The following is a 20,432-nucleotide window of genomic DNA, read 5'->3' as shown; positions in this document are numbered from 1 at the left end:
ATGTATTGATTATTGGGTTATTCTCTGTCTTTTCCCGTTCCGTATCCTTTTACGATACCTCTTGGTGAGTTTTGAATAAACTGAAGGATCTCATCTCTTTCTGCAGTAGGAAGCATTTCCTTTTCAATATGGGTAATTGCCTGGGAAACATTCATTTTCATTTGGAAGATCGCTCTGTAAATTTTCTGAATTTCAAAGATTTTCTCATTGGTAAATCCTCTTCTTCTTAAACCCACAGAATTGATTCCTGCATAAGACATCGGTTCTCTCGCAACTTTTACATAGGGCGGAATATCTTTTCTTACCAAAGTTCCCCCGGAAATCATTACATGTTTCCCGATTTTACCAAACTGATGAACAGCTGATAAACCTCCCATTACGGTATAATCACCAATTTCTACGTGTCCCGCAATACCGCAACCGTTTACGATGATAACGTGGTCCCCGATAATACAGTCATGTGCAATGTGGGAAGTTGCCATGATGAGGCAGTTTTTCCCGATTTTTGTAAATCCGAGGGCTTTTGTACCTCTGTTTACCGTTACACATTCTCTGATTGTAGTATCATCACCAATAATTACCTGAGTATCTTCACCATCAAATTTTAAATCCTGAGGAATCGCTGAAATAACGGTACCCGGAAAAATTCTACAATTTTTACCAATTCTTGCTCCATCCATGATGGTTACATTGGGGCCTATCCATGTTCCTTCTCCTATTTCCACATCCCCTGCAATTGTAGTAAAGGGTTCTACGATTACATTTTTGCTGATTTTCGCACGTTTATCTACGGCTGCTAATTGATGAATCATTTATTCAACTTTATTTTTTGCAACTTGAGCCATTAATTCTGCTTCTACCGCCACGCTATCTCCTACATATCCATAGCCCTGCATGTGAACGATACCTCTTCTGATAGGCTCTATCAATTCAATTTTGAAAATAATAGTATCCCCGGGAACTACTTTTCTCTTGAATTTTACTTTGTCAATTTTAATAAAATAAGTAGAGTAATTTTCAGGATCCGGAACACTTGCCAATACAAGAATTCCTCCTGTCTGTGCTAAAGCCTCAACCTGTAAAACGCCTGGCATTACGGGTTCTTTAGGGAAATGTCCAACGAAGAAAGGCTCGTTCATTGTTACATTTTTAAGGCCTACAACGTGAGAATCTGAAAGTTCAAGAATCTTATCAATTAATAAAAACGGTGGTCTGTGCGGCATTAGGCGCATGATCCCGTTGATATCGAAAACAGGTTCTTTTGTTAAGTCAAAATCAGGAACATTTTTCTTTTTCTGCAATTTCCACTGACGGTTCAGTCTTTTTGCAAATTGAGTGTTTACGTAATGTCCCGGCTTATTAGCAATTACTTTACCTTTTATTTTCACTCCTGCTAAAGCCAGGTCACCGATTACATCAAGTAATTTGTGTCTTGCGGCTTCATTAGGATAGTTTAAGTTCAAATTATCAAGAATTCCGTTTGGTCTGATAGAAACGTTGTCTTTACCAAAGGCTTTTTTTAGTTTTTCTGTAGTTTCCGGGGTAAGATCTTTATCTACATAAACGATCGCGTTAGAAATATCTCCGCCTTTGATCAAGCCATGATCCAAAAGCATTTCCAATTCATGTAAAAAGCTGAATGTTCTTGCAGATGAGATTTCTTCTTTAAACTCAGAAATATTTTTCATCGTAGCATTTTGAGTACCTAAAACTTTAGTCCCAAAATCTACCATTGTAGTAATTTCGTAGGTATCCGACGGGATGATTGTGATCTCGGATCCTGTGGCAGGATCGCTGTAGGTAAGAACTTCTTTTATCACAAGATATTCCCTTGCGATACTTTGTTCCACAACTCCCACACTTTCGATAGCTTCAACAAAGTATTTTGAAGAACCGTCCAGGATAGGAGGTTCGGAAGCATCCATTTCTAAAATTGCATTGTCAATATCGCAACCTACCAGAGCTGCTAAAAGATGCTCGCAGGTAGTAATTTTTACTCCTAATTTTTCTAATGTCGTTCCTCTTTCTGTAGCTACAACATAGTTCACATCAGCTTCGACCTGAGGGTGGCCCTCCAAATCTGTCCTTACGAATATAAAACCTGTATTTTCTTTTGCAGGCTTAATGGTAAGTTTTACTTCTTTACCAGTGTGAAGTCCGATTCCGGAAAGTGTCACTTCTTCCTGAAGCGTTTTTTGCATATCACTCATTAGTTTTATCTTTTGAGGTATTCTCAAGATTATTTATTCTGTTTACAATTTCAGTAAAATTCCTGAAATGAACATAGTTTCTCAGATAGTCATTGTAGCTGATTGCCGGTGAGCCGTACAATGTTTCTTTATCACTAACGCTCGAATTCACACCACTCTGAGCCTGAATTCTCACCTGATTCCCAATTTTAATATGACCAACAATTCCCACCTGTCCGCCGATCTGGTTCCAGTCACCAATAGTTGTAGATCCCGCAATTCCGGCCTGTGCTGCAATTACGTTGTTCTGTCCGATTTTTACATTATGTGCAATCTGGATCAGATTATCTATTTTGGTCCCTTTCCCGATAATGGTAGAACCGATTGTAGCTCTGTCAATACTACAGTTCGAGCCAATTTCCACATCATTTTCAATGATAACATTTCCCAGCTGAGGAATTTTTTTGAATCCGTCTGCTGTAGGCTGGAAACCAAATCCGTCGCCGCCAACTACTGTATTGGAATGGATCACACAATTATCACCAATAATGCAATAATCATAAATCCTTGCTCCGCTGTCAATCTTACAGTTTTTCCCAATTTTTACGCCTTTCCCGATGTAAACCTGAGGATATATTTGAGATCCTTCCCCGATTTTCGCCTTTTCGGAAACATAAGTAAAAGCACCGATATAAACTCCATCACCGATGACAGCCGTATCATGGATCGAAGAACCGTCCTCAACTCCCTGTTTTCTGCCCTGCATCTCCTGGTACAGGTTCATCAAGACCTGGAACGAAAGATAAGCATCTTTTACTGCAATAATAGTAGGATTATAGGTATCTTTTGTTAAAAGATTTTCAGAAACGATGATAACGGAACATTTTGAAGTGTCCAAATAATGAGAAAATCTGTCTTGTGCTATAAAAGAAAGATGCCCTGATTCCCCCTGCTCAATTGGTGAAACTCCTGTAATAAGCGTGCTCTCGTCGCCTATTATTTTACCGTCAATAAAACTTGCAATTTGCGAAGCTGTAAATTCCATATTCTGCAAAGATAAGAAATTCTCTAATTCGCAAACATTTTTTGGATTTCGGATAGTGAATTTTAATATACTTTAAGAAATTATGTTTAGATATCCCTTGGAAAAGTCAGGATATACCGTGTCGTCTTGTTGACCATCAATCCTGATAAAAGCTGGTCTTGGGAATCTTCAAGCCTTATTTTTTCTCCGCTTTTCTGTAAGAGGTAAATTGGCTGTTTTTCAGCATTATATGGCAAGAGTTTTCGTTTGATTTCATGGACAAGTTCATGGCCATTATCAATTCCGAAAAGCTCATTGGTTTTTTTGATTTTTTCTTCAATAAATCTTTGATCGAATGAATGAGAAGAGATAATTGTCTTTGGAAGATTTCTCTGAATCACTGCCTTACACCAATAAGATAAAACAAAATCATCGGAATTCTGCCAGCTTTTCATAGCCTGAATGATATCATTATCATCCAATTGTGTAAATCTTTCCACATCTTCATCCGTTGCGCAGCTTTTTCCACGATATAAAAAATAGGTGAGATTTTCAGTGGCAGGAAGATCAACACCTTGTGAAACCAGATATTTTGCCCTTTCTAAAATTTTAACCAATAAAAACTCCGCCAATGCCGATGTTTTATGATAATATACCTGCCAATACATAAACATTCTGGCCGTTAAGAAGTTTTCGATAGAATAAATTCCTTTTGCATCAACCACTAATTCGCCTTCGTCACAAACATTCATCATGGAAATAATCCTCTGAGTATTGATATTCCCTTCAGAAACTCCTGTGAAAAAACTGTCACGCTTTAAATAATCAAGCCTGTCAACATCCAGTTGGGAAGAAATTAATTGATTGAAAAATTTTCTATGATATTTTCCCTGAAACATCTCAATGGCACATGATAATTCACCATTAAATTCATCATTTAATCGATTCATCAATAACAGCGAAAGTTTTTCATGATGCCAGTCGTCCATCAACATACTTTCCAGCGCGTGAGAAAACGGTCCGTGGCCAATATCATGCATTAAAATCGCCAGCATAGCTCCTTTTTCCTCTGTTTCAGAGATTTTTACACCTTTTTGCTTCAACGTTTCCAAAGCTGTAAACATTAGGTGCATCGCTCCCAATGCATGGTGAAATCTGGTGTGCGTGGCTCCCGGAAAAATAAGGTTCAAAAGTCCTGTCTGTCCTATTCTACGCAATCTTTGGAAGTAAGGGTGTTCGACAATATCGAATAAAATTTCGTGTGGAATTCTGATAAAACCGTGAACGGGATCATTGATGATCTTTAGCTTATTCTGCATTGAAAAGTCAGTATTAGTAAACAAAGTTAGGGATTTTTTTATGAGTTATAAGTTAAGAGTTATGAATTATGAGTTGTATAATTGCGTAAAAAATATTCGCCAACAAGAAACTCATAATTCATAACTCTTAACTTATAACTCTTTTAATTTTTTAAAAAATATCAAATTCCTTTCCTTTCGTAAATTTTGCAGCAAAAGGTGCCTGATTTCCGGTGTATTTTAAAATGAAATTTTTCTTTGTATCAGTATCCACTTTGGCTTCGACTTCCACATTTTGAGTCTGGAAGCTTACATCCAAACCTACTCCTGATTCTTTTTCAAGGTAAATTTCAACGCTTTCCGCAAAGAAAAGGGAAGTGCTTAAATAGTTAAACTTAATATTTTTCCTGTACGTTTTGGATTTACTTTGAGTGAATTCTGAATAGCTCCTCAGAATTTCAATTCCGGGTGAGTCTATATTGGTAATTCTTGATTTTGTAACACCATTTACCCTTACCGAAAAATTTTTGGCAGCTTTGATATTTCCATTCAATCCAATGTTGAAAAGAGAAGGAAGTGACAATCCGTATTCGATCATGCTGTCTTTCGTAAATTCAAAATCAGGGATTAGGGCCGGTTGTTTCGGGACATTGTTTAATTGATTTTTAATCGTATTCAGTTGATCCCCCGAAAATAAATATCCGATGAGGTTATTATTGGTTGTTCTCCAGTTTCTTCCGTTCCATTCATAGATTTCGCAAAGCATGGTATCGGTCGAAGAATGGGGAAGAAGGTCCATATCCTGCCATTTGAAAACCTCTTTTGCATAAGGCCTTCTGTTGTTGATAGTAATACCCAGATCCAGAGCCAGAAGCTCGGTCAGCCGTTGATTATTTTCCATATTATTTTATGTGTTGGTTGGTGTTATAAAATTATGGAAATAAAATAAAATTCTTTACAATTTATGTTAAATCTTATAGCCAGCCTTTTTTGCCATAAACATAGGTGTCATCAAATTGCTTGTCGCTCATAAATAAATATAAAATACCTTCAATAAAAGGAATAATAGAAGCTGCACCAAGAGTAACAACATTTAAAACAAGCTGTATGATCCCTTCTTTTGTGTAGCCGAGATAGAATTTATTTAAAGCCAGCCATCCTACTAAAATACCTAACAAAGCTGCCGGAATTTTCTTTTCTGAACGGTAAGGTGCATTATTCTGCTGATTCTGATCTTCTGTTTTTGTGTAACCGTAGTTTTCCATTTTTAATGTTTTGAGATTAAGTGAATTGTTTTTAATAAGTAGTCTGAAAAAGTAAGTTGTTACAAAACGATAAATTAAATCAGAGATATTAAAATTTCATAAAACTTTTACGCACAATCTTTAATCTAAAATTTCAATTCAAAAAAACTTTATCTTTGCCGTTATGATTTTACGAGGAGAAAACTTAATCAAGGAATACGGTCCTAAAAAAGTTGTAAAAGGCGTTTCTGTACAGGTTCAGCAGGGAGAAATTGTTGGTTTGCTTGGTCCGAACGGGGCAGGAAAAACCACTTCGTTTTATATGATTGTAGGTTTGGTTAAGCCCACTTCAGGAAAAATTTTCCTTGATAAGCAGGAAATCACCACTGATGCGATGTATCGCCGAGCCCAAAAGGGAATCGGTTATCTTGCTCAGGAAGCCTCTGTTTTCCGTAAGCTTTCTGTGGAAGAGAATATTATGGGAGTTTTACAGCTGACAAAGCTTTCTAAACGTGAACAGCAGATCAAATGTGATGAGCTGATTGAAGAATTCTCATTGCAGCACGTCCGTAAAAACCGTGGAGACCTTTTGTCCGGAGGAGAAAGACGAAGAACGGAAATTGCCCGCTGCCTTGCTACAAGCCCGAATTTTATCCTTTTAGATGAGCCTTTTGCCGGAGTAGACCCTATTGCCGTTGAAGATATTCAGAAAATCGTGAGAAGTTTGGTTGATAAAAACATCGGGATTTTGATTACCGACCATAATGTTCAGCAGACTTTAGCGATTACCAATAAAACATACATCATGTTTGAAGGAAGGATTTTGAAAGAAGGACTTCCGGAAGATCTGGCGAACGATCCGCAGGTAAGGGAAGCTTATTTGGGTGAAAACTTCGTTTATCAGAGTATTTTAGACAAACCAAAAAAGAAAACATACGCTTATAATATATGGGCCGGAAACTTTGATTCAAAAAATCAGTTTCAGGGTTTTGTAGATGAAAATTTTGATCAGTTTGATGATTTAAGGTTGATGCACGGTTTTGAGGATATTAGTTTTGCATCACTGGCAAACTCTGAAATCGAGCATATTTTCAATGATGTTGTTGATAAAAACGCCAATAATTCTTTTGTATTCCAAAGAAAAGAAATCAATTCCCAGTATTCATTGGAGCAGGCTGAAGCGGAATCTAAAGCAGTAAGTAAACCTGAACTGCATTATCTGACGACTTATCATTACGAAGGATAAACATAAATTAAAGCAAATATTTGCTGAAAAATAGAATAAAACGTACCTTTTCTCTTGCAAAACGGTGCGTTTTTTAGTTAAAATAATTCCTATGGCAAAACCTTTCAACAGAACAGTCACATTATTTGGAATTTATAAACAACTGGTCCCATTTATCAGGCCTTACCGCTTGATGATTTATGGAACTCTATTTCTTACATTTTTAGGAGCTCTTGCAGCACAGGTCAACCCGCTGGTCTTGAAATACACGGTAGATGAGGTTACAAGCCTGACCCGTCTTCCGCACCCAATGTCTGAGGGAATTCATATTCTGGTGGTCATTACAATTATTTTATTGGGAAAAGAATTACTGAATATTTTCATCAATTTCGGGCAGAAATTTTATGGAGAAAAAATCAGGATTAATGTAAGCTCCGTTCTGGCACAATCGGCAATTGACAAGATTCTGACGTATAGAGTTGCTTATTTTAATGATGAAAACCATGAATCCGGAAAATTACAGATCAGAATCGATCGAGGGATTGAAAGCTTAACGAGACTCGTTCAGAATTTCTTTATTGATATGTTACCATTGTTCTCAAATGCATTTATTGCATTGATTATCATGTATATGCAGAACGTTTATGTGGGAATTGTTTCCACGGTTATTGTTCCTATTTACTTTTATATCAGTTCTTTACAGGCGAAAAAGCTGGGCGGAGTAAGAAGAACTCTGAGGAATCAGCGTGAGCAGAAAACTTCCGGACTTTTAAACTTAATTAATTCCATTATGGTGATTAAAAGTTTTATCCGTGAAAAATTTGAAGGAAAAAAACAATCCGATTTGCAGATGCAGTTGATGGAAAGCCAGATGTTCACCCGGAAAACGAATTTTATTTATGATGGATTAAAGACTTTTATCGAACAGTTTGGGGTTGTTTTAATTATACTTTTAACGGTTTATCTGGTGCTGGACCAGCAAATGACAATCGGTGCGATCATGCTTCATATCATGCTTTTCAACAATGTTTCGGCCCCTATTCGTCAATTACACAGGATTTATGACGATATGAATGATGCAATGATTTATGCAGAAGGATATTTTGATATTTTAAATGCCGACAACGAAATGGAACCGAACGGAACTTTCGTGGAGAAAAACATCAAAGGAAATTTTGAACTAAAAAATGTAAACTTCACCTATCCCAACGGAACTCAGGCACTACACGATGTTTCCATGAAAATTGAGAACGGAAAAACTACTGCTTTGGTTGGTTTGAGTGGTGCCGGAAAATCCACGGTGATCAATCTTCTATGTAAATTTTATCTTCCAGATTCTGGGGAAATTTTACTGGATCATGTGAGTTTAAATGAATTTGATAATAACTCTTTGAGGGGAGACCTTGGTTTAGTTCTCCAAAAAAACCACATTTTTCAGGGGAGTATTGAAGATAATATCCGCTACGGAAATATGAATGCGACTTTTGAGGAAATTGAAGAAGCCGCGAAAAAAGCGTATTTGCACGAACAGATTTTGGACTTACCGGATGGATATAGACATGATGCCACCCAACTTTCCGGAGGTCAACAGCAAAGAATCGCCATTGCCAGATTATTCTTAAAAAATCCACCGATTATTTTCCTTGACGAACCTACAGCAAGCCTGGATGCTATTGCTACTGAACAGATTAAGAACTCTTTGGATGCCATAAAAGAGGGTAGAACCGTGATTATTATTTCCCATTCTTTGTCGCAGATTTTGGATTCGGATAAAATTTATGTGATGAAAAAAGGGCGCGTCGTGGAAAGCGGAACTCATGGCGAATTGGTACAACTCAACGGAACCTACCGGGAAATTTTTGATGCCTCGGCAAGAAGCTTAAATCTTGATAAACTGATGAATACTTTTAAAGATAATTGATTAAAATTAGAAAATAGAAAATAGAAAATAGAAAATAGAAAATATTTTGCTAAAACTCTAAAACTCTAAAACTCTCAAACCCTCAAACCCAAAAAATGAACGACCACTACCTCAAAAAACTCGACCGCGTAACCGCTATTCTCACCCAATTGCAATCCAAACCGATTGTAAGAGCACAGGATTTAGCTGAAAAATTTGAGGTGAGTATCAGGACGATCTACCGGGATGTAAAAACACTGGAAAATGCCGGAATTCCTATCATCGGTGAAGCAGGAAGTGGATATTCGTTAATGGACGGCTACAAACTTCCGCCGGTAATGTTCACGAAGGAAGAAGTGTTGAGTTTTATTACGGCTGAAAAATTAATGCAGAAATTTTTACATCAAAGTTTGGGAAATCACTATCAAACTGCCATGGAAAAGGTTCGTTCCGTATTAAAATATTCAGACAGAAATTTAATTGAAAATATCGAAAAACAGATTGATGTCTTTAATTATCATCCTAAAACCGAAGACGATATAAAAAATGTCATCCCAATTATTCTGGAAAGCATTGCGGAAAAAAAGCAGCTGACAATAGAATATAAAACCATGGATTCTAAAATTTCAACAAGAACCATTGAAGCTGTAGGTGTTTTCTTTGAGTTTAATTACTGGTATATCATGGCTTTCTGCACGTTGAGGAATGATTTCAGGCAGTTTCGGGTCGACAGGATTTTGCAGATTACAAAAACCCAGAACCTATTTTTGCAGGAATACGGGCAAATCAATGATTACAGAAAAAACGGTAATGGAAATAAAATAAAGGTTCGCCTTTTAGTGGAGAAAAAAATTATGAATCATCTCGTAAATTCAAAAAAATATTACGGATTAATTGATGAAATAGAAACAGATGAAGGAATGGAGCTAACCTTTGAAACCGAGTGGATCAACGATGGTTTTCCACGTTGGCTGATCACTTTTGCAGATTATGCCAAAATATTGGAGCCGGAAAGTCTTACCGAAAAATTAAATGATTTGCTGGAAAAAATTTCAAATAAACATATAAAAACCCCAACAAACTGATTGTTGAGGTTAAGCAATATTAATTTAATTTGAAGATGGTTTATTAGAAAAATATAATTATTTGGCCTTTAATTATGATTGATTTCTCATATTAGATCTGATTAAAGATTTTAGTCTCCATAAAGGCATTAATGCTCCTAAAATCTCTCCCAAAAAAAAGGCGGTTCAATTCCCAAAGCTCTCAGGTAAACATATCCTTGTCCACGGTGATGGATCTCATTATCAATGAAATATAAAATATTCTGATATACCGGAAACTCATACTGACCGAATAAATTGAAAGTCTCCTGGAAACGTTCTTCAGAAATCTGAGCATAATAATCGTTAATTACTTCCGTTTCCTCGTCCCATTTTTTTAGTAAATCTTCTTTCGTTTTTGGGTTAAAACCCTCTTCATTGTAGCCTTCCATATTTTTGTCCACGATTCCTTTCAAAGCAGGTCCTCCGATGCTGATTAGCTCAACGGCCAATTTCGCAAAAGGTCTCATTCCGCCTACAGAAAACTCAAATAACTCCTTTTCCGGAAACATTTCGATTACTCTTCTTGTCAGGTTTCTGTGCCCTTGCCAGTGCTCTAATAACTGTTCAGATGTCATGAATTTTTTTGTGATTGTTGCTGTAGTTGTCATAATTTTAATATTGTTTGTTATTGTTGATACAAAGATAAAACAGGACTATGACAACAGTTTGTCAGTAGGATTTTGATTCTGGAAAAATATTTTTTATTTTTTAAAATATCATGTAAACTTTTCCGTTAAGACTGTATACTTACGACATTGTTAGGTAAAAATAAATAATTTGAAGTGGCCGGTCTTTTTAGATCGGTCGCTTTTGCTTTCATGATAAAAAGGCAGAACAATTAAATATGTCATTCTGACGAAGGAAAAATCTGTTTTCAATCATCAGACCTCTATCCTCAAACCTCTCGCATCCTTTTTTAGAAGCTATTTCCAGCTTTTCGCTATATCTTTTTTGTTACGGCCTCCGCTTCGCTCCGGCCGCAACAAAAAAGGATGCCGCTGCAATCTGGGCTAGGTGGCGGTTGGAATTAGAAATAGTGGTGACTTCGAGAGCCACAGCCACCAGTTTACGAATTTTATCAATCTCCAAAATATAGATACCAAACAAACTTTATGGATAGCTTTAGATATTCAAAAAATAAAATATTGAAATTCCAAAACTTGTCAACCTTCAAAGAAAAAACTAATTTAGTACTATGAAAATTTATACCAAAACAGGCGATAAAGGTCAGACAGCACTGTACGGAGGAACCAGGGTTTCAAAAGCCAGTGCAAGAGTCGACAGCTACGGAAATATAGACGAACTGAATTCATTCATCGGGATTGCAAAAAGCCATATCGAGGATGCGGAAGTTTTACAGCAATTAAAAAAAATCCAATTTGATCTATTTACAGTGGGCTCGGAGGCCGCGACACCAGTTGATAAATTAATGCTGGCCAACGGAAAATCCCGACTTACATTAATGATTTCCGACACAGAGATCGAAGAACTGGAAAACTGGATGGATACTTTTGAGGAAAAGTTGGAACCGCTTCAATATTTTATCCTTCCCGGAGGTGGAAAATCAGCAACTTTTTTGCATGCAGCACGAACCATTTGCCGAAGAGCAGAACGATCTTTGGTTTTCTTAAACGAATCTGAAGAAGTTCGTCCGGAACTGATTAAATACTTAAACAGGCTTTCAGATTATCTTTTTGTTTTGGCGAGATACGTTTCAAAACTCAACAACGAACCGGAAGAATACTGGAACCCGAATGAAAGATAAAGCACTACTTTTCATCAATGGAGACGCTCCGAAATCTTTTCCCAATCCGGAAAATTATGGCTTGATTGCCTGTACGGACGGAGCTTTTCATTATCTGAAAACACTCAATTTCCCATTAAATAAATTAGATTTTATTTCAGGTGATTTTGATTCGCATTCAGGTAAAGACGAAGATATTTACGATGAAAAATTTATCTACACACCGGATCAGGAAAAAACGGATTTTCATAAAGCTTTAGAAATTATCCTTGAAAAAGATTTTACAAATGTTGATGTTTTTGGGGGAAGTGGAGGAGAACAGGATCATTTTTTAGGAAATCTTACCGTAGCTTTCGGATTTAAGGATAAATTAAACATAAAATTTTATGATGAATTTTCCGAATATTACTTTATTCCGAAAAGTTTTACTACAAAAGGAGTTAAAAATAAAATGATTTCACTATATCCCTTTCCGTCAGTTGAAAATATTACTACAAAAGGCTTGAACTGGCTGCTGAAAAACGGAAGTTTAAGCATCACATCAAAACTAGGAACGAGAAATTTTGCCGTTGAAGATGAAATCGCGGTTGAGTATGAGAAAGGGGATTTACTGATTTTTGTTGGAAGAAATTATCTGTAATATAACACGAATATTTTTTACAAATAAACACAAAGTTTAAAAATAATTTCCATCAATTGGCTTTAGCTAAAACTTAATAAATTTATACATAAACATCTCTGCAAATCAGTGTAATCTGTGGGAAATAAAAAATGAAAGACCTTATCAAAATCTCATTTCTAATAATCTCAATATTCTGTGTTTTCTCCTGTAAAACACAAAATTTTCCTACACCTGAATACGGACAATATGAAACAGAACCGCATATCGCAATTAAAAAAATCAACAATTTCAGAACTGTCGGAGATATTAAAAATATCGATGGAAGAATATTAAAAGAAGGAAAATTATACAGAAGCGGACACCTTCATAAACTAAAGAAGAAATCTTTCAGAGAAATTCAACAATTAGGCATTAAAGAAATTATTGATCTCAGAAATTCAAAAGAAATTGCAGAAAAACCGGATCATCTTCCGGACAATGTTGTCTACAAAAATTATTCTGCCTTCGAAGATAAAGGAGATCAATTGGATCAAGCCAGAAAACTAGTATTAAAAGGGAAAGTTAATGGTTCGGATGCTCATAAAAGAATGATTGACTTTTACAAAGATTATGTCACGGAAAATCCGGAAGTTATAAAGAAAATTATTACTGAAGTTTTAGAATCAGATCAACCTGTTTTGTATCACTGCACCGCCGGAAAAGACCGAACAGGAATTACAACAGCTTTAATTTTAACAATTTTAAAATTTGATAAAAAAACCATCTACAATGAATATCTTTTATCAAACAATTACAGAAAAAAATTAGTTGAAAAAAGGCTTAACCTTGCAAATAATTTACACTTTCTCTACCCTACAATGGATATTCATGTTTTGGAGAAACTAAGTTGGGTGGAAACTGGTTATCTTGATAGTGCTTTTAACGAAATCGATAAAAAGTACGGTTCCATTGATGTTTACATTCATCAGGTTTTGGGAATTTCTGAGAATAAAAGGCAGGAATATATTCAGAAGTTTACGTATTGATAATCAAAGTAAAATTTCCACGGAAAAACACCTTGAAAATTATACAATTTTAACGCTAGAAAACCAAACTTTTTTAGCAATTTTGCATTCTTAATTCACTTGTTTAGAAATGAAAATAAAATACTCGGAACTTATTGATCAGACATTGTATTTTCCAACAGAAGAATTCAATGTTTCTGAGAACAATTTGTTGTTTCACGATATTCCCTTGATGGAAGTTGTTGAAAAGTTTGGAACTCCTTTAAAGGTAAGTTACCTCCCGAAGATTTCTCAAAATATTCAGAAAGCAAAAAGCTGGTTTAAAGAAGCCTTTGAGAAAACCGAATATAAGAAAAACTATAGATATTGTTACTGTACAAAATCCAGCCATTTTAAGTTTGTAATTGAAGAAGCACTAAGAAATGATATTTCCATAGAAACGTCTTCTGCGTACGACATGGATATCGTAAAATCTCTTTATAAGGAAGGGAAGGTGACAAAAGATATCGAAGTGATCTGTAATGGTTTTAAAACTGATGATTATCTGGCGAAAATTTCAGATATGATCAACAGCGGTTTTGAAAACATTACGCCGATTCTGGATAATTACCGTGAATTGGATAAGCTTACAGAAAGTATTGATACAACGTTCGATATCGGAATCAGAATCGCTTCTGAGGAAGAACCGAAGTTCGAATTTTATACCTCAAGATTAGGAATCGGGTATAAAGATATTATCCCGTATTACAGCCAGAAAATTGCTGAACACCCGAACGCAAGATTGAAAATGCTTCACTTCTTCATTAATACAGGGATCAAAGACACAGCATATTACTGGAACGAATTATATAAATGTCTTCGTGTATATGCTCGTTTGAAGAAAATCGCACCGGAGGTAAATTCATTGAATATCGGTGGTGGTTTTCCTATCAAAACGTCTTTACAGTTTGATTACGATTATCAATATATGGTAGAGGAAATTGTTTCCCAAATCAAGAAATTCTGTGAAGAGGAAGGAGTTGAAGAGCCAAATATTTATACTGAATTTGGAAGTTTTACGGTTGGTGAAAGTGGTGCAAATATTTATAAGATTATTTCACAAAAACGTCAGAACGACAGGGAAAAGTGGAACATGATCGATTCTTCTTTCATGACGACACTTCCTGATACCTGGGCGATTTCAAGACACTTTATCATGCTTCCGCTGAACCGTTGGGATGATACTTACGAAAGAGTTTTCCTTGGTGGATTAACTTGTGATTCAGATGATTACTATAACTCTGAGCAACATACGAACGCAATTTATTTACCTGTTTTCAGTGATACGAAGCCTTTGTACATTGGTTTTTTCCATACGGGAGCTTACCAGGAAACGATTGGTGGTTATGGTGGTGTTCATCACTGTTTGATGCCGCAGCCGAGACATATTTTGATTCAAAAAGATGAAAATGGAGATTTCCAATACGAAATTTTCCGTGAAAAACAGGAACCGGAAGATATATTGAAGTTATTAGGATATACGAATCCGTAATGTTATTCCCATCAATAGGAACGGGCTTTAGCCCGGTTTTCGAAAAAAACTCAAATTGGCTTTAGCCAAAACCTATAAAAAATAAAAGCTCTCAAATCTGAGAGCTTTTTTATTTAAAAATATTTTGAAATTTTATCCAGTTCAAGATCAACATAATCTGAAATCACCGTATCTGCCAACGTATAATCTTGATTTTTAGAATGTGGACTTCTGTACGCCGCACAAAAAATATTCGCCCGGTGGGCCGCCAGAATTCCGTTCGTAGAATCTTCAATCACCATGCAGTTTTCTACAGGTTCACCCGCCATTTCCGATGCTAACAGAAATACTTCCGGATGAGGTTTTGATTCTTTTAAATCTGCACCGCTGATCTTTCCTTTGAAATATTTTTCCAGCTCAAACTTCTCAAAAACCATATTGATTGTTGTCATTGTCGCGGAAGAAGCTAAAATTAATTTTATCTCATTTTCATGATAATGTTGAATTAATTCTCTCACTCCCGGAATTAAATCAAATTCATCATCATTATAAAAATAATCTTTAAAATGAGTTCTTTTGATAAGAGCAATATCTTCGTGAGTTTGATTTAAATTAAATTCATTAATCAAAGTTTCACAAACTCTTTTTGTTGAGGCTCCTGTAAAAGAAGTATATAAGTCTTCGGAAACTGCAATTTCCAACTCGTCAAATGTTTTAAAATAGGCTTTTCTGTGCAATGGTTCTGTATCTACAATTACGCCATCCATATCGAATAACACAGCTTTTAACGACATATTTTGAATTTTTTACAAAGGTAATGATTTTGGCTGGAAGCATGAAGATGAAAGCTGGAAGTTTAAAATTGTGACGCTTATTTTAGAGCCAACCTGTGGTCTATGTTGAATAATGATTGAGGGTTCTAAATTTCATGCAGAATTTTCTTCTTTTTGTAAACTTCCAACACCCATCTTCCAGCTTCTTCAACTTTCTCCCAACTTCTTTGTATCTTTGTCGCAATCATTAAATTTTTAAATAAAAGCATGAAAACATACGCGGGAATTCCTGAAGAAAATGCATCATTAGAAAATTCAAAAGTAATGTTGGTAACAGTTCCTTACGACGGAACTTCAACTTGGGGGAAAGGTGCTGATAAAGGTCCGGAACTCTTTTTAGACGCTTCTGAAAACATGGAGCTTTATGATATTGAAACTCAAACTGAGCCTTATTTGGAAGGTGTTTATTTGGCTGGAGAAATTTCTGAAAAATCATCACCGGAAGCCATGACAGAAGCGGTTTATCAAAAAACAAAAGAACTTTTGAATAACGACGGGAAATTATTCACCCTTTTCGGAGGAGAGCATTCTGTTTCAATTGGCTCGATTCGTGCGGTTGGTGAAAAATTCGAGAATCTGACTGTTCTTCAATTGGATGCGCATACAGATCTTCGTCCGGAATTCCACGGTTCGACTTCTAATCATGCCTGTGCGGTTTTTGAAGCAAATCAGAAACACAATTTAGTGCAAGTGGGAATCCGTTCTATGGATATCGAAGAAGCTGAATATTTGCCTGAAGGAAGAGTATTTTTCGCTCACGAAATCGCCAATAACGAAAATTGGGTGAATGATGTTCTAGAAAAAGTTTCAGGAAACGTATATATTACAATTGACCTTGATGCTTTCGACCCATCAATTGCTCCGTCCACAGGAACTCCTGAACCAGGTGGATTACAATGGTATCCAACGCTGGAATTATTAAGAAGAGTATTTGAAAAATGTAACGTTGTAGCCTTTGATATTGTAGAATTAATGGATTCTCCGATGGCAAAGCCAAGTGCTTTCCTGTCAGCAAAGTTATATTACAAAATGCTTGCTTATTATCATCTTTATAACAACAACTAAAATTCCGCAAGAATCGGATTTTTTCTGCCGCATATTCTTTGGAACTTTGTGAGGTAAAACAAAATGATATGTCCACACAAAATCAGATAGATTATAACAGAATTGCCAAAGCGATAGAATATATCAGGAGCAATTTCAGGCTTCAGCCAAGTTTGGAGGAAGTGGCAGAGAAGATTAACGTAAGTCCGACTCATTTTCAGAAGATGTTTTCTGATTGGGCGGGAACGAGCCCGAAAAAGTTTTTGCAGTTCATCAGTCTTGAGCATGCTAAAAGCTTATTAAAGCAAGAAAAAGCAAGTTTATTTGATACTGCTTATGAGACAGGACTTTCAAGCACAAGCAGATTACACGATCTGTTTGTGAAAATTGAAGGAATGTCTCCGGCAGAATATAAAAACGGAGGAAAAAGCCTCAATATTAATTACAGTTTTTCCGAAACTCCTTTTGGAAAAGTAATCACAGCTTCCACAGAAAAAGGAATCTGCTATATGGCTTTTGAAAACGATAAAGAAACAGCATTGGGAGATTTGAAAAGCAAATTTCCTAATGCTTCTTTTTTAGAAAAACAAAACGAAATCCAGAAAAATGCCCTTTCAATTTTCAATAAAGACTGGACGAAATTGAATACTATCAAACTACATTTAAAGGGAACCGATTTTCAATTAAAAGTCTGGGAAAGCCTTCTTACAATTCCAATGGGAAAATTGTCTACTTATGGAAATTTGGCTGATAAAATTGGTCATTCCAAAGCTTCACGGGCCGTAGGAACAGCAATTGGAAGCAATCCTGTAGCATTTTTGATTCCCTGTCATCGCGTGATTCAGTCTTCAGGAAATATTGGTGGTTACCGATGGGGAAGTGAGAGGAAGCAATTGATTGTTGGATGGGAAAGTTCGAGAGTTTACACCGAAAATTCTATTTTACTTTAATTTATTTTCTCGCGAAGATTTCACAGATTTACTTAGATAATTGTGTTGAATTTTTAGATTTTGGCTAAAGCCAATTGAAATGAATTATTCTATAAAGATTAAAATTCGTTCCTATTGATAGCCATATTTGTACTTATTTGTGAAAAACATTTGTGTAATTTGTGTTTTTATAATTAAAATTATTTAAAAAATGTTGAACCTATTCGAAGATATATCAGATAATCCTTTAAACTTACTTCCTAATGACGGAACCGTTCACTATTACGGAAAAGTTTTCTCCCAAGAAAAATCGGATTTTTATTATGATTATTTATTCAATCAGATTCCGTGGGAAAATGATGAAGCGGTAATTTTTGGAAAATTGATTTTAACCAAAAGAAAAGTGGCATGGTTCGGAGAAAAACCTTTTGAATATACCTATTCCAAACGGACAAAGTATGCAAAATTCTGGACTCCAGAATTATTGGAATTAAAACAAAAATGCGAAGAAGTTACCGGTGAAACATATAATTCCTGCCTTCTCAATCTATACCATGATGGAAGCGAAGGAATGGCCTATCACAGTGACGGAGAAAAGGATTTAAAAAAACATGGAGCCATCGCATCTCTGACTTTCGGGGCGGAAAGAAAATTCTTGTTTAAACATAAGACAACAAAAGAAAAAGTAGAGATATTTTTGGAAAACGGAAGTTTACTGGTGATGAAAGGAAAAACGCAAGACCATTGGCTACACCGGCTTCCACCAACGACAAAAGTGAAAACACCAAGGGTAAATCTGACTTTTAGAACGATTGAGGAATAATTTTTAAAGAGACAAACTGGATGGTCAAAGTTGTAAAAAAGCTGCTCAAAATCTGAACAGCTTTTTTAATTTATTTCAAAACTTCAACTTCAATTGCACTGTCATCAAAAACCTTGATAAAAGCCTTTGTATAATCTTCCTTTGTAGCAAAATTCGGATTATCTAAGAATTTCTGTGGATTGATCGCGAAAAGAGGAAACCATGTTGAGGAAATCTGTATCTGGATTTTATGTCCTTTCTTAAAAGTATGAACAACATCCTGTAGTCTGAAATTTACCGCTGTTTTTTGATTCGGAACCAAAGCTTCAGATTTTTCTCTCGAATTTCTGAACCTCGCAGGCATAATTTCACTTCTTACCATCTGATGATAATTTCCGTAAATAATACCGTCTTTTTTCTCAACAGGTTTAAAATCTTCAGGGTAAATATCAATTAATTTCACGGCGAAGTCGGCATCTGTGGAAGTGGAAGCAATATTTAATTTAGCCATAATTTCTCCTGCGAAAGTCATATCTTCTGTCAGAACATCCGTTGTGAATGTTAAAACATCAGGTCTTCCGACTGCAAATCTCTGGTCTTCCGACATATAATTTTTTGGAGTAAAACCATTAAAATCTTTTAAATTATCAGAACTTAAAACCGGGTTATTCGGATCACTGTAATATTCAGAAGAACCTTGACCTGCTGAGTTTTTCAATGTTCCATTTGATAAATAGAAATTTACTTTTTTTGCTTCTTTCGGAGGGTAAATCGCAAATTCTCGCCATTGTTTTGCCCCAGTGTCATACATCAAAGCTTCCGGAAGCCCGGCGTCCTGTTTTGTATTTCCTTTTAAATAATGGTTAAAAAATTTCGTTTCAATATTTTTCTGATAATAGGTTGCGATGCTGTCTCCAAAATAAATCTGATTGTGAAAATGTTTTCCTTCCTCACGTCCCCAACCTCCATGAGAAAAAGGCCCCATTACGATCGTGTTTTTCGCTTTTGGGCTTGTCTTTTCGATGGTTTTATAAATATTTAAAGGTCCTGATAAATCTTCTGCATCAAACCAGCCACCGACAGTCATTACCGCATGATTTACATTTTTAAGATGAGGTAAAAGGTTTCTTTTTTGCCAGAATTCATCATAATTGGAATGGTTCATAATTTCCGTCATAAAGAAGTTATCCTTATAATATTTTTCATAACCGTCTTTCAAAGTTCCCATATCTCTGTAAAATTTCAATCCATCATCTGAAGTCGTTTTGATCATAGAATCTGTGTACCACGCCTTGTTTTCAGGCTTCGTTTTCTGTATTCCGAAAACAGGGAAAGTCCTGAAATAGCCCAACATAAATCTTCCGTTATGAAGAAAATCATCGTTCCAGAAATCTGAAATCGGGGCTTGTGGAGATGAGGCCACCAAAGCCGGATGCTGAGCCAAAATCCCTGCAGCAGTATAAAATCCTGGATAAGAAGTTCCGTATTGACCTACTTTTCCGTTGTTATCTTTAATATTTTTCAAAAGCCATTCAATTGTATCGTAAGTATCGGTGCTTTCGTCAACATCTTTTTTGGTTTTGCGGTCAACCTGCGGCGTCATATTGGTGAAAGTTCCCTCACTCATGTATCTTCCACGAACGTCCTGAAACACAAAAATATATTTGTCTTTCATCAGATATTGATTCGGGCCAAGCTTGGTTTTGTATTCATTTTCCCCGTAAGGAGCGATACTGTAGCAGGTTCGCTGCATCAGAAACGGATATTTGTTTTTATTGGAAATATCTTTCGGGATGTATGCAATGGTGAAAAGTTTTACGCCATCACGCATGGTAATGTAAAATTCTTTCTTTGTGAAATTATCTTTTACAAAAGTGTCCTGCTGTTGTGCGGTCTGCGAATTTCCAAAAATGAATAATAAAATCAATAAGATTGAAAAATGAGCCTTCATTTATATA

18 protein-coding genes and 1 pseudogene are annotated in these 20,432 nt (G+C 35.8%); 10 read left to right on the top strand and 9 right to left on the bottom strand.

Annotated features, from left to right (window positions below; translation table 11 throughout):
* Positions 1-17 precede the first annotated feature (17 nt).
* The 6 genes from lpxA to ATE47_RS11120 all read right to left on the bottom strand — a co-directional run bounded on the left by lpxA (position 18) and on the right by ATE47_RS11120 (position 5,776).
* On the bottom strand, positions 18-812 hold the full coding sequence (gene lpxA / locus ATE47_RS11145; protein ID WP_062162041.1) for an acyl-ACP--UDP-N-acetylglucosamine O-acyltransferase: 795 nt from the start codon (positions 810-812) through the stop codon (positions 18-20).
* Positions 813-2,210: a bifunctional UDP-3-O-[3-hydroxymyristoyl] N-acetylglucosamine deacetylase/3-hydroxyacyl-ACP dehydratase gene (locus ATE47_RS11140; protein ID WP_062162040.1), complete on the bottom strand. Its 1,398-nt coding sequence runs from the start codon at positions 2,208-2,210 to the stop codon at positions 813-815. It abuts the gene before it with no gap.
* The gene (lpxD, locus tag ATE47_RS11135; RefSeq protein WP_062162039.1) at positions 2,203-3,234 is read right to left on the bottom strand and encodes a UDP-3-O-(3-hydroxymyristoyl)glucosamine N-acyltransferase; all 1,032 of its coding nucleotides are present in this window, start codon (positions 3,232-3,234) and stop codon (positions 2,203-2,205) included. The genes ATE47_RS11140 and lpxD overlap by 8 nt, the downstream gene beginning before the upstream one ends.
* Positions 3,235-3,320: 86 nt before the next feature.
* A complete protein-coding gene (locus ATE47_RS11130; protein ID WP_062162038.1) occupies positions 3,321-4,532 on the bottom strand; it encodes an HD domain-containing protein in 1,212 nt (403 codons plus the stop codon).
* Positions 4,533-4,683: 151 nt separating this feature from the next.
* Positions 4,684-5,412 carry a hypothetical protein gene (locus ATE47_RS11125; protein ID WP_062162037.1) on the bottom strand — a complete coding sequence of 243 codons (729 nt, stop codon included), beginning with the start codon at positions 5,410-5,412 and terminating at the stop codon, positions 4,684-4,686.
* A gap of 73 nt (positions 5,413-5,485) precedes the next feature.
* Positions 5,486-5,776, bottom strand: coding sequence for a TM2 domain-containing protein (locus tag ATE47_RS11120; RefSeq protein ID WP_062162036.1), 291 nt, complete (start codon positions 5,774-5,776; stop codon positions 5,486-5,488).
* 163 nt (positions 5,777-5,939) lie between these two features.
* On the opposite strand from ATE47_RS11120, the pseudogene lptB reads away from it, so the two are divergent.
* The 3 genes and pseudogenes from lptB to ATE47_RS11105 all read left to right on the top strand — a co-directional run.
* Positions 5,940-6,665: pseudogene (gene lptB / locus ATE47_RS11115) on the top strand (LPS export ABC transporter ATP-binding protein); the annotation flags it as partial.
* A gap of 508 nt (positions 6,666-7,173) precedes the next feature.
* Positions 7,174-8,901, top strand: coding sequence for an ABC transporter ATP-binding protein (locus tag ATE47_RS11110; protein ID WP_062163525.1), 1,728 nt, complete (start codon positions 7,174-7,176; stop codon positions 8,899-8,901).
* Between the two features lie 95 nt (positions 8,902-8,996).
* On the top strand, positions 8,997-9,965 hold the full coding sequence (locus ATE47_RS11105; RefSeq protein WP_062162035.1) for a helix-turn-helix transcriptional regulator: 969 nt from the start codon (positions 8,997-8,999) through the stop codon (positions 9,963-9,965).
* A gap of 137 nt (positions 9,966-10,102) precedes the next feature.
* Here ATE47_RS11105 and ATE47_RS11100 read toward each other — a convergent pair whose 3' ends face one another.
* Entirely contained in the window at positions 10,103-10,594 is a 492-nt protein-coding gene (locus ATE47_RS11100) for a DinB family protein (protein ID WP_062162034.1), read from the bottom strand.
* Between the two features lie 587 nt (positions 10,595-11,181).
* On the opposite strand from ATE47_RS11100, the gene ATE47_RS11095 reads away from it, so the two are divergent.
* The 4 genes from ATE47_RS11095 to ATE47_RS11080 all read left to right on the top strand — a co-directional run bounded on the left by ATE47_RS11095 (position 11,182) and on the right by ATE47_RS11080 (position 14,887).
* The gene (locus tag ATE47_RS11095) at positions 11,182-11,751 is read left to right on the top strand and encodes a cob(I)yrinic acid a,c-diamide adenosyltransferase (protein ID WP_062162033.1); all 570 of its coding nucleotides are present in this window, start codon (positions 11,182-11,184) and stop codon (positions 11,749-11,751) included.
* The gene (locus ATE47_RS11090; protein ID WP_062162032.1) at positions 11,741-12,370 is read left to right on the top strand and encodes a thiamine diphosphokinase; all 630 of its coding nucleotides are present in this window, start codon (positions 11,741-11,743) and stop codon (positions 12,368-12,370) included. Before ATE47_RS11095 ends, ATE47_RS11090 begins: the two co-directional genes overlap by 11 nt.
* 131 nt (positions 12,371-12,501) lie before the next feature.
* Positions 12,502-13,377: a tyrosine-protein phosphatase gene (locus ATE47_RS11085; RefSeq protein ID WP_062162031.1), complete on the top strand. Its 876-nt coding sequence runs from the start codon at positions 12,502-12,504 to the stop codon at positions 13,375-13,377.
* Between the two features lie 109 nt (positions 13,378-13,486).
* On the top strand, positions 13,487-14,887 hold the full coding sequence (locus ATE47_RS11080; RefSeq protein WP_062162030.1) for an arginine decarboxylase: 1,401 nt from the start codon (positions 13,487-13,489) through the stop codon (positions 14,885-14,887).
* Between the two features lie 113 nt (positions 14,888-15,000).
* On the opposite strand, the gene ATE47_RS11075 is transcribed toward ATE47_RS11080, so the two are convergent.
* A complete protein-coding gene (locus ATE47_RS11075) occupies positions 15,001-15,660 on the bottom strand; it encodes an HAD family hydrolase (protein ID WP_062162029.1) in 660 nt (219 codons plus the stop codon).
* A gap of 246 nt (positions 15,661-15,906) precedes the next feature.
* Between ATE47_RS11075 and speB the strand changes: the two genes are divergently transcribed.
* The 3 genes from speB (at position 15,907) to ATE47_RS11060 (ending at position 18,495) form a co-directional block, all read left to right on the top strand.
* Complete coding sequence (gene speB / locus ATE47_RS11070) at positions 15,907-16,764, top strand: agmatinase (protein WP_062162028.1); 858 nt, start codon at positions 15,907-15,909, stop codon at positions 16,762-16,764.
* Between the two features lie 68 nt (positions 16,765-16,832).
* Positions 16,833-17,693, top strand: coding sequence for a bifunctional helix-turn-helix domain-containing protein/methylated-DNA--[protein]-cysteine S-methyltransferase (locus tag ATE47_RS11065; protein WP_062162027.1), 861 nt, complete (start codon positions 16,833-16,835; stop codon positions 17,691-17,693).
* 190 nt (positions 17,694-17,883) lie between these two features.
* The gene (locus tag ATE47_RS11060) at positions 17,884-18,495 is read left to right on the top strand and encodes an alpha-ketoglutarate-dependent dioxygenase AlkB (RefSeq protein WP_150114822.1); all 612 of its coding nucleotides are present in this window, start codon (positions 17,884-17,886) and stop codon (positions 18,493-18,495) included.
* 70 nt (positions 18,496-18,565) lie between these two features.
* On the opposite strand, the gene ATE47_RS11055 is transcribed toward ATE47_RS11060, so the two are convergent.
* The gene (locus ATE47_RS11055) at positions 18,566-20,425 is read right to left on the bottom strand and encodes a CocE/NonD family hydrolase (protein ID WP_062162026.1); all 1,860 of its coding nucleotides are present in this window, start codon (positions 20,423-20,425) and stop codon (positions 18,566-18,568) included.
* Positions 20,426-20,432 lie beyond the last annotated feature (7 nt).

The organism is Chryseobacterium sp. IHB B 17019 (assembly GCF_001456155.1).
Taxonomy (GTDB): Bacteria; Bacteroidota; Bacteroidia; order Flavobacteriales; family Weeksellaceae; genus Chryseobacterium.
This window is presented reverse-complemented; position numbering and strand designations above follow the sequence as displayed.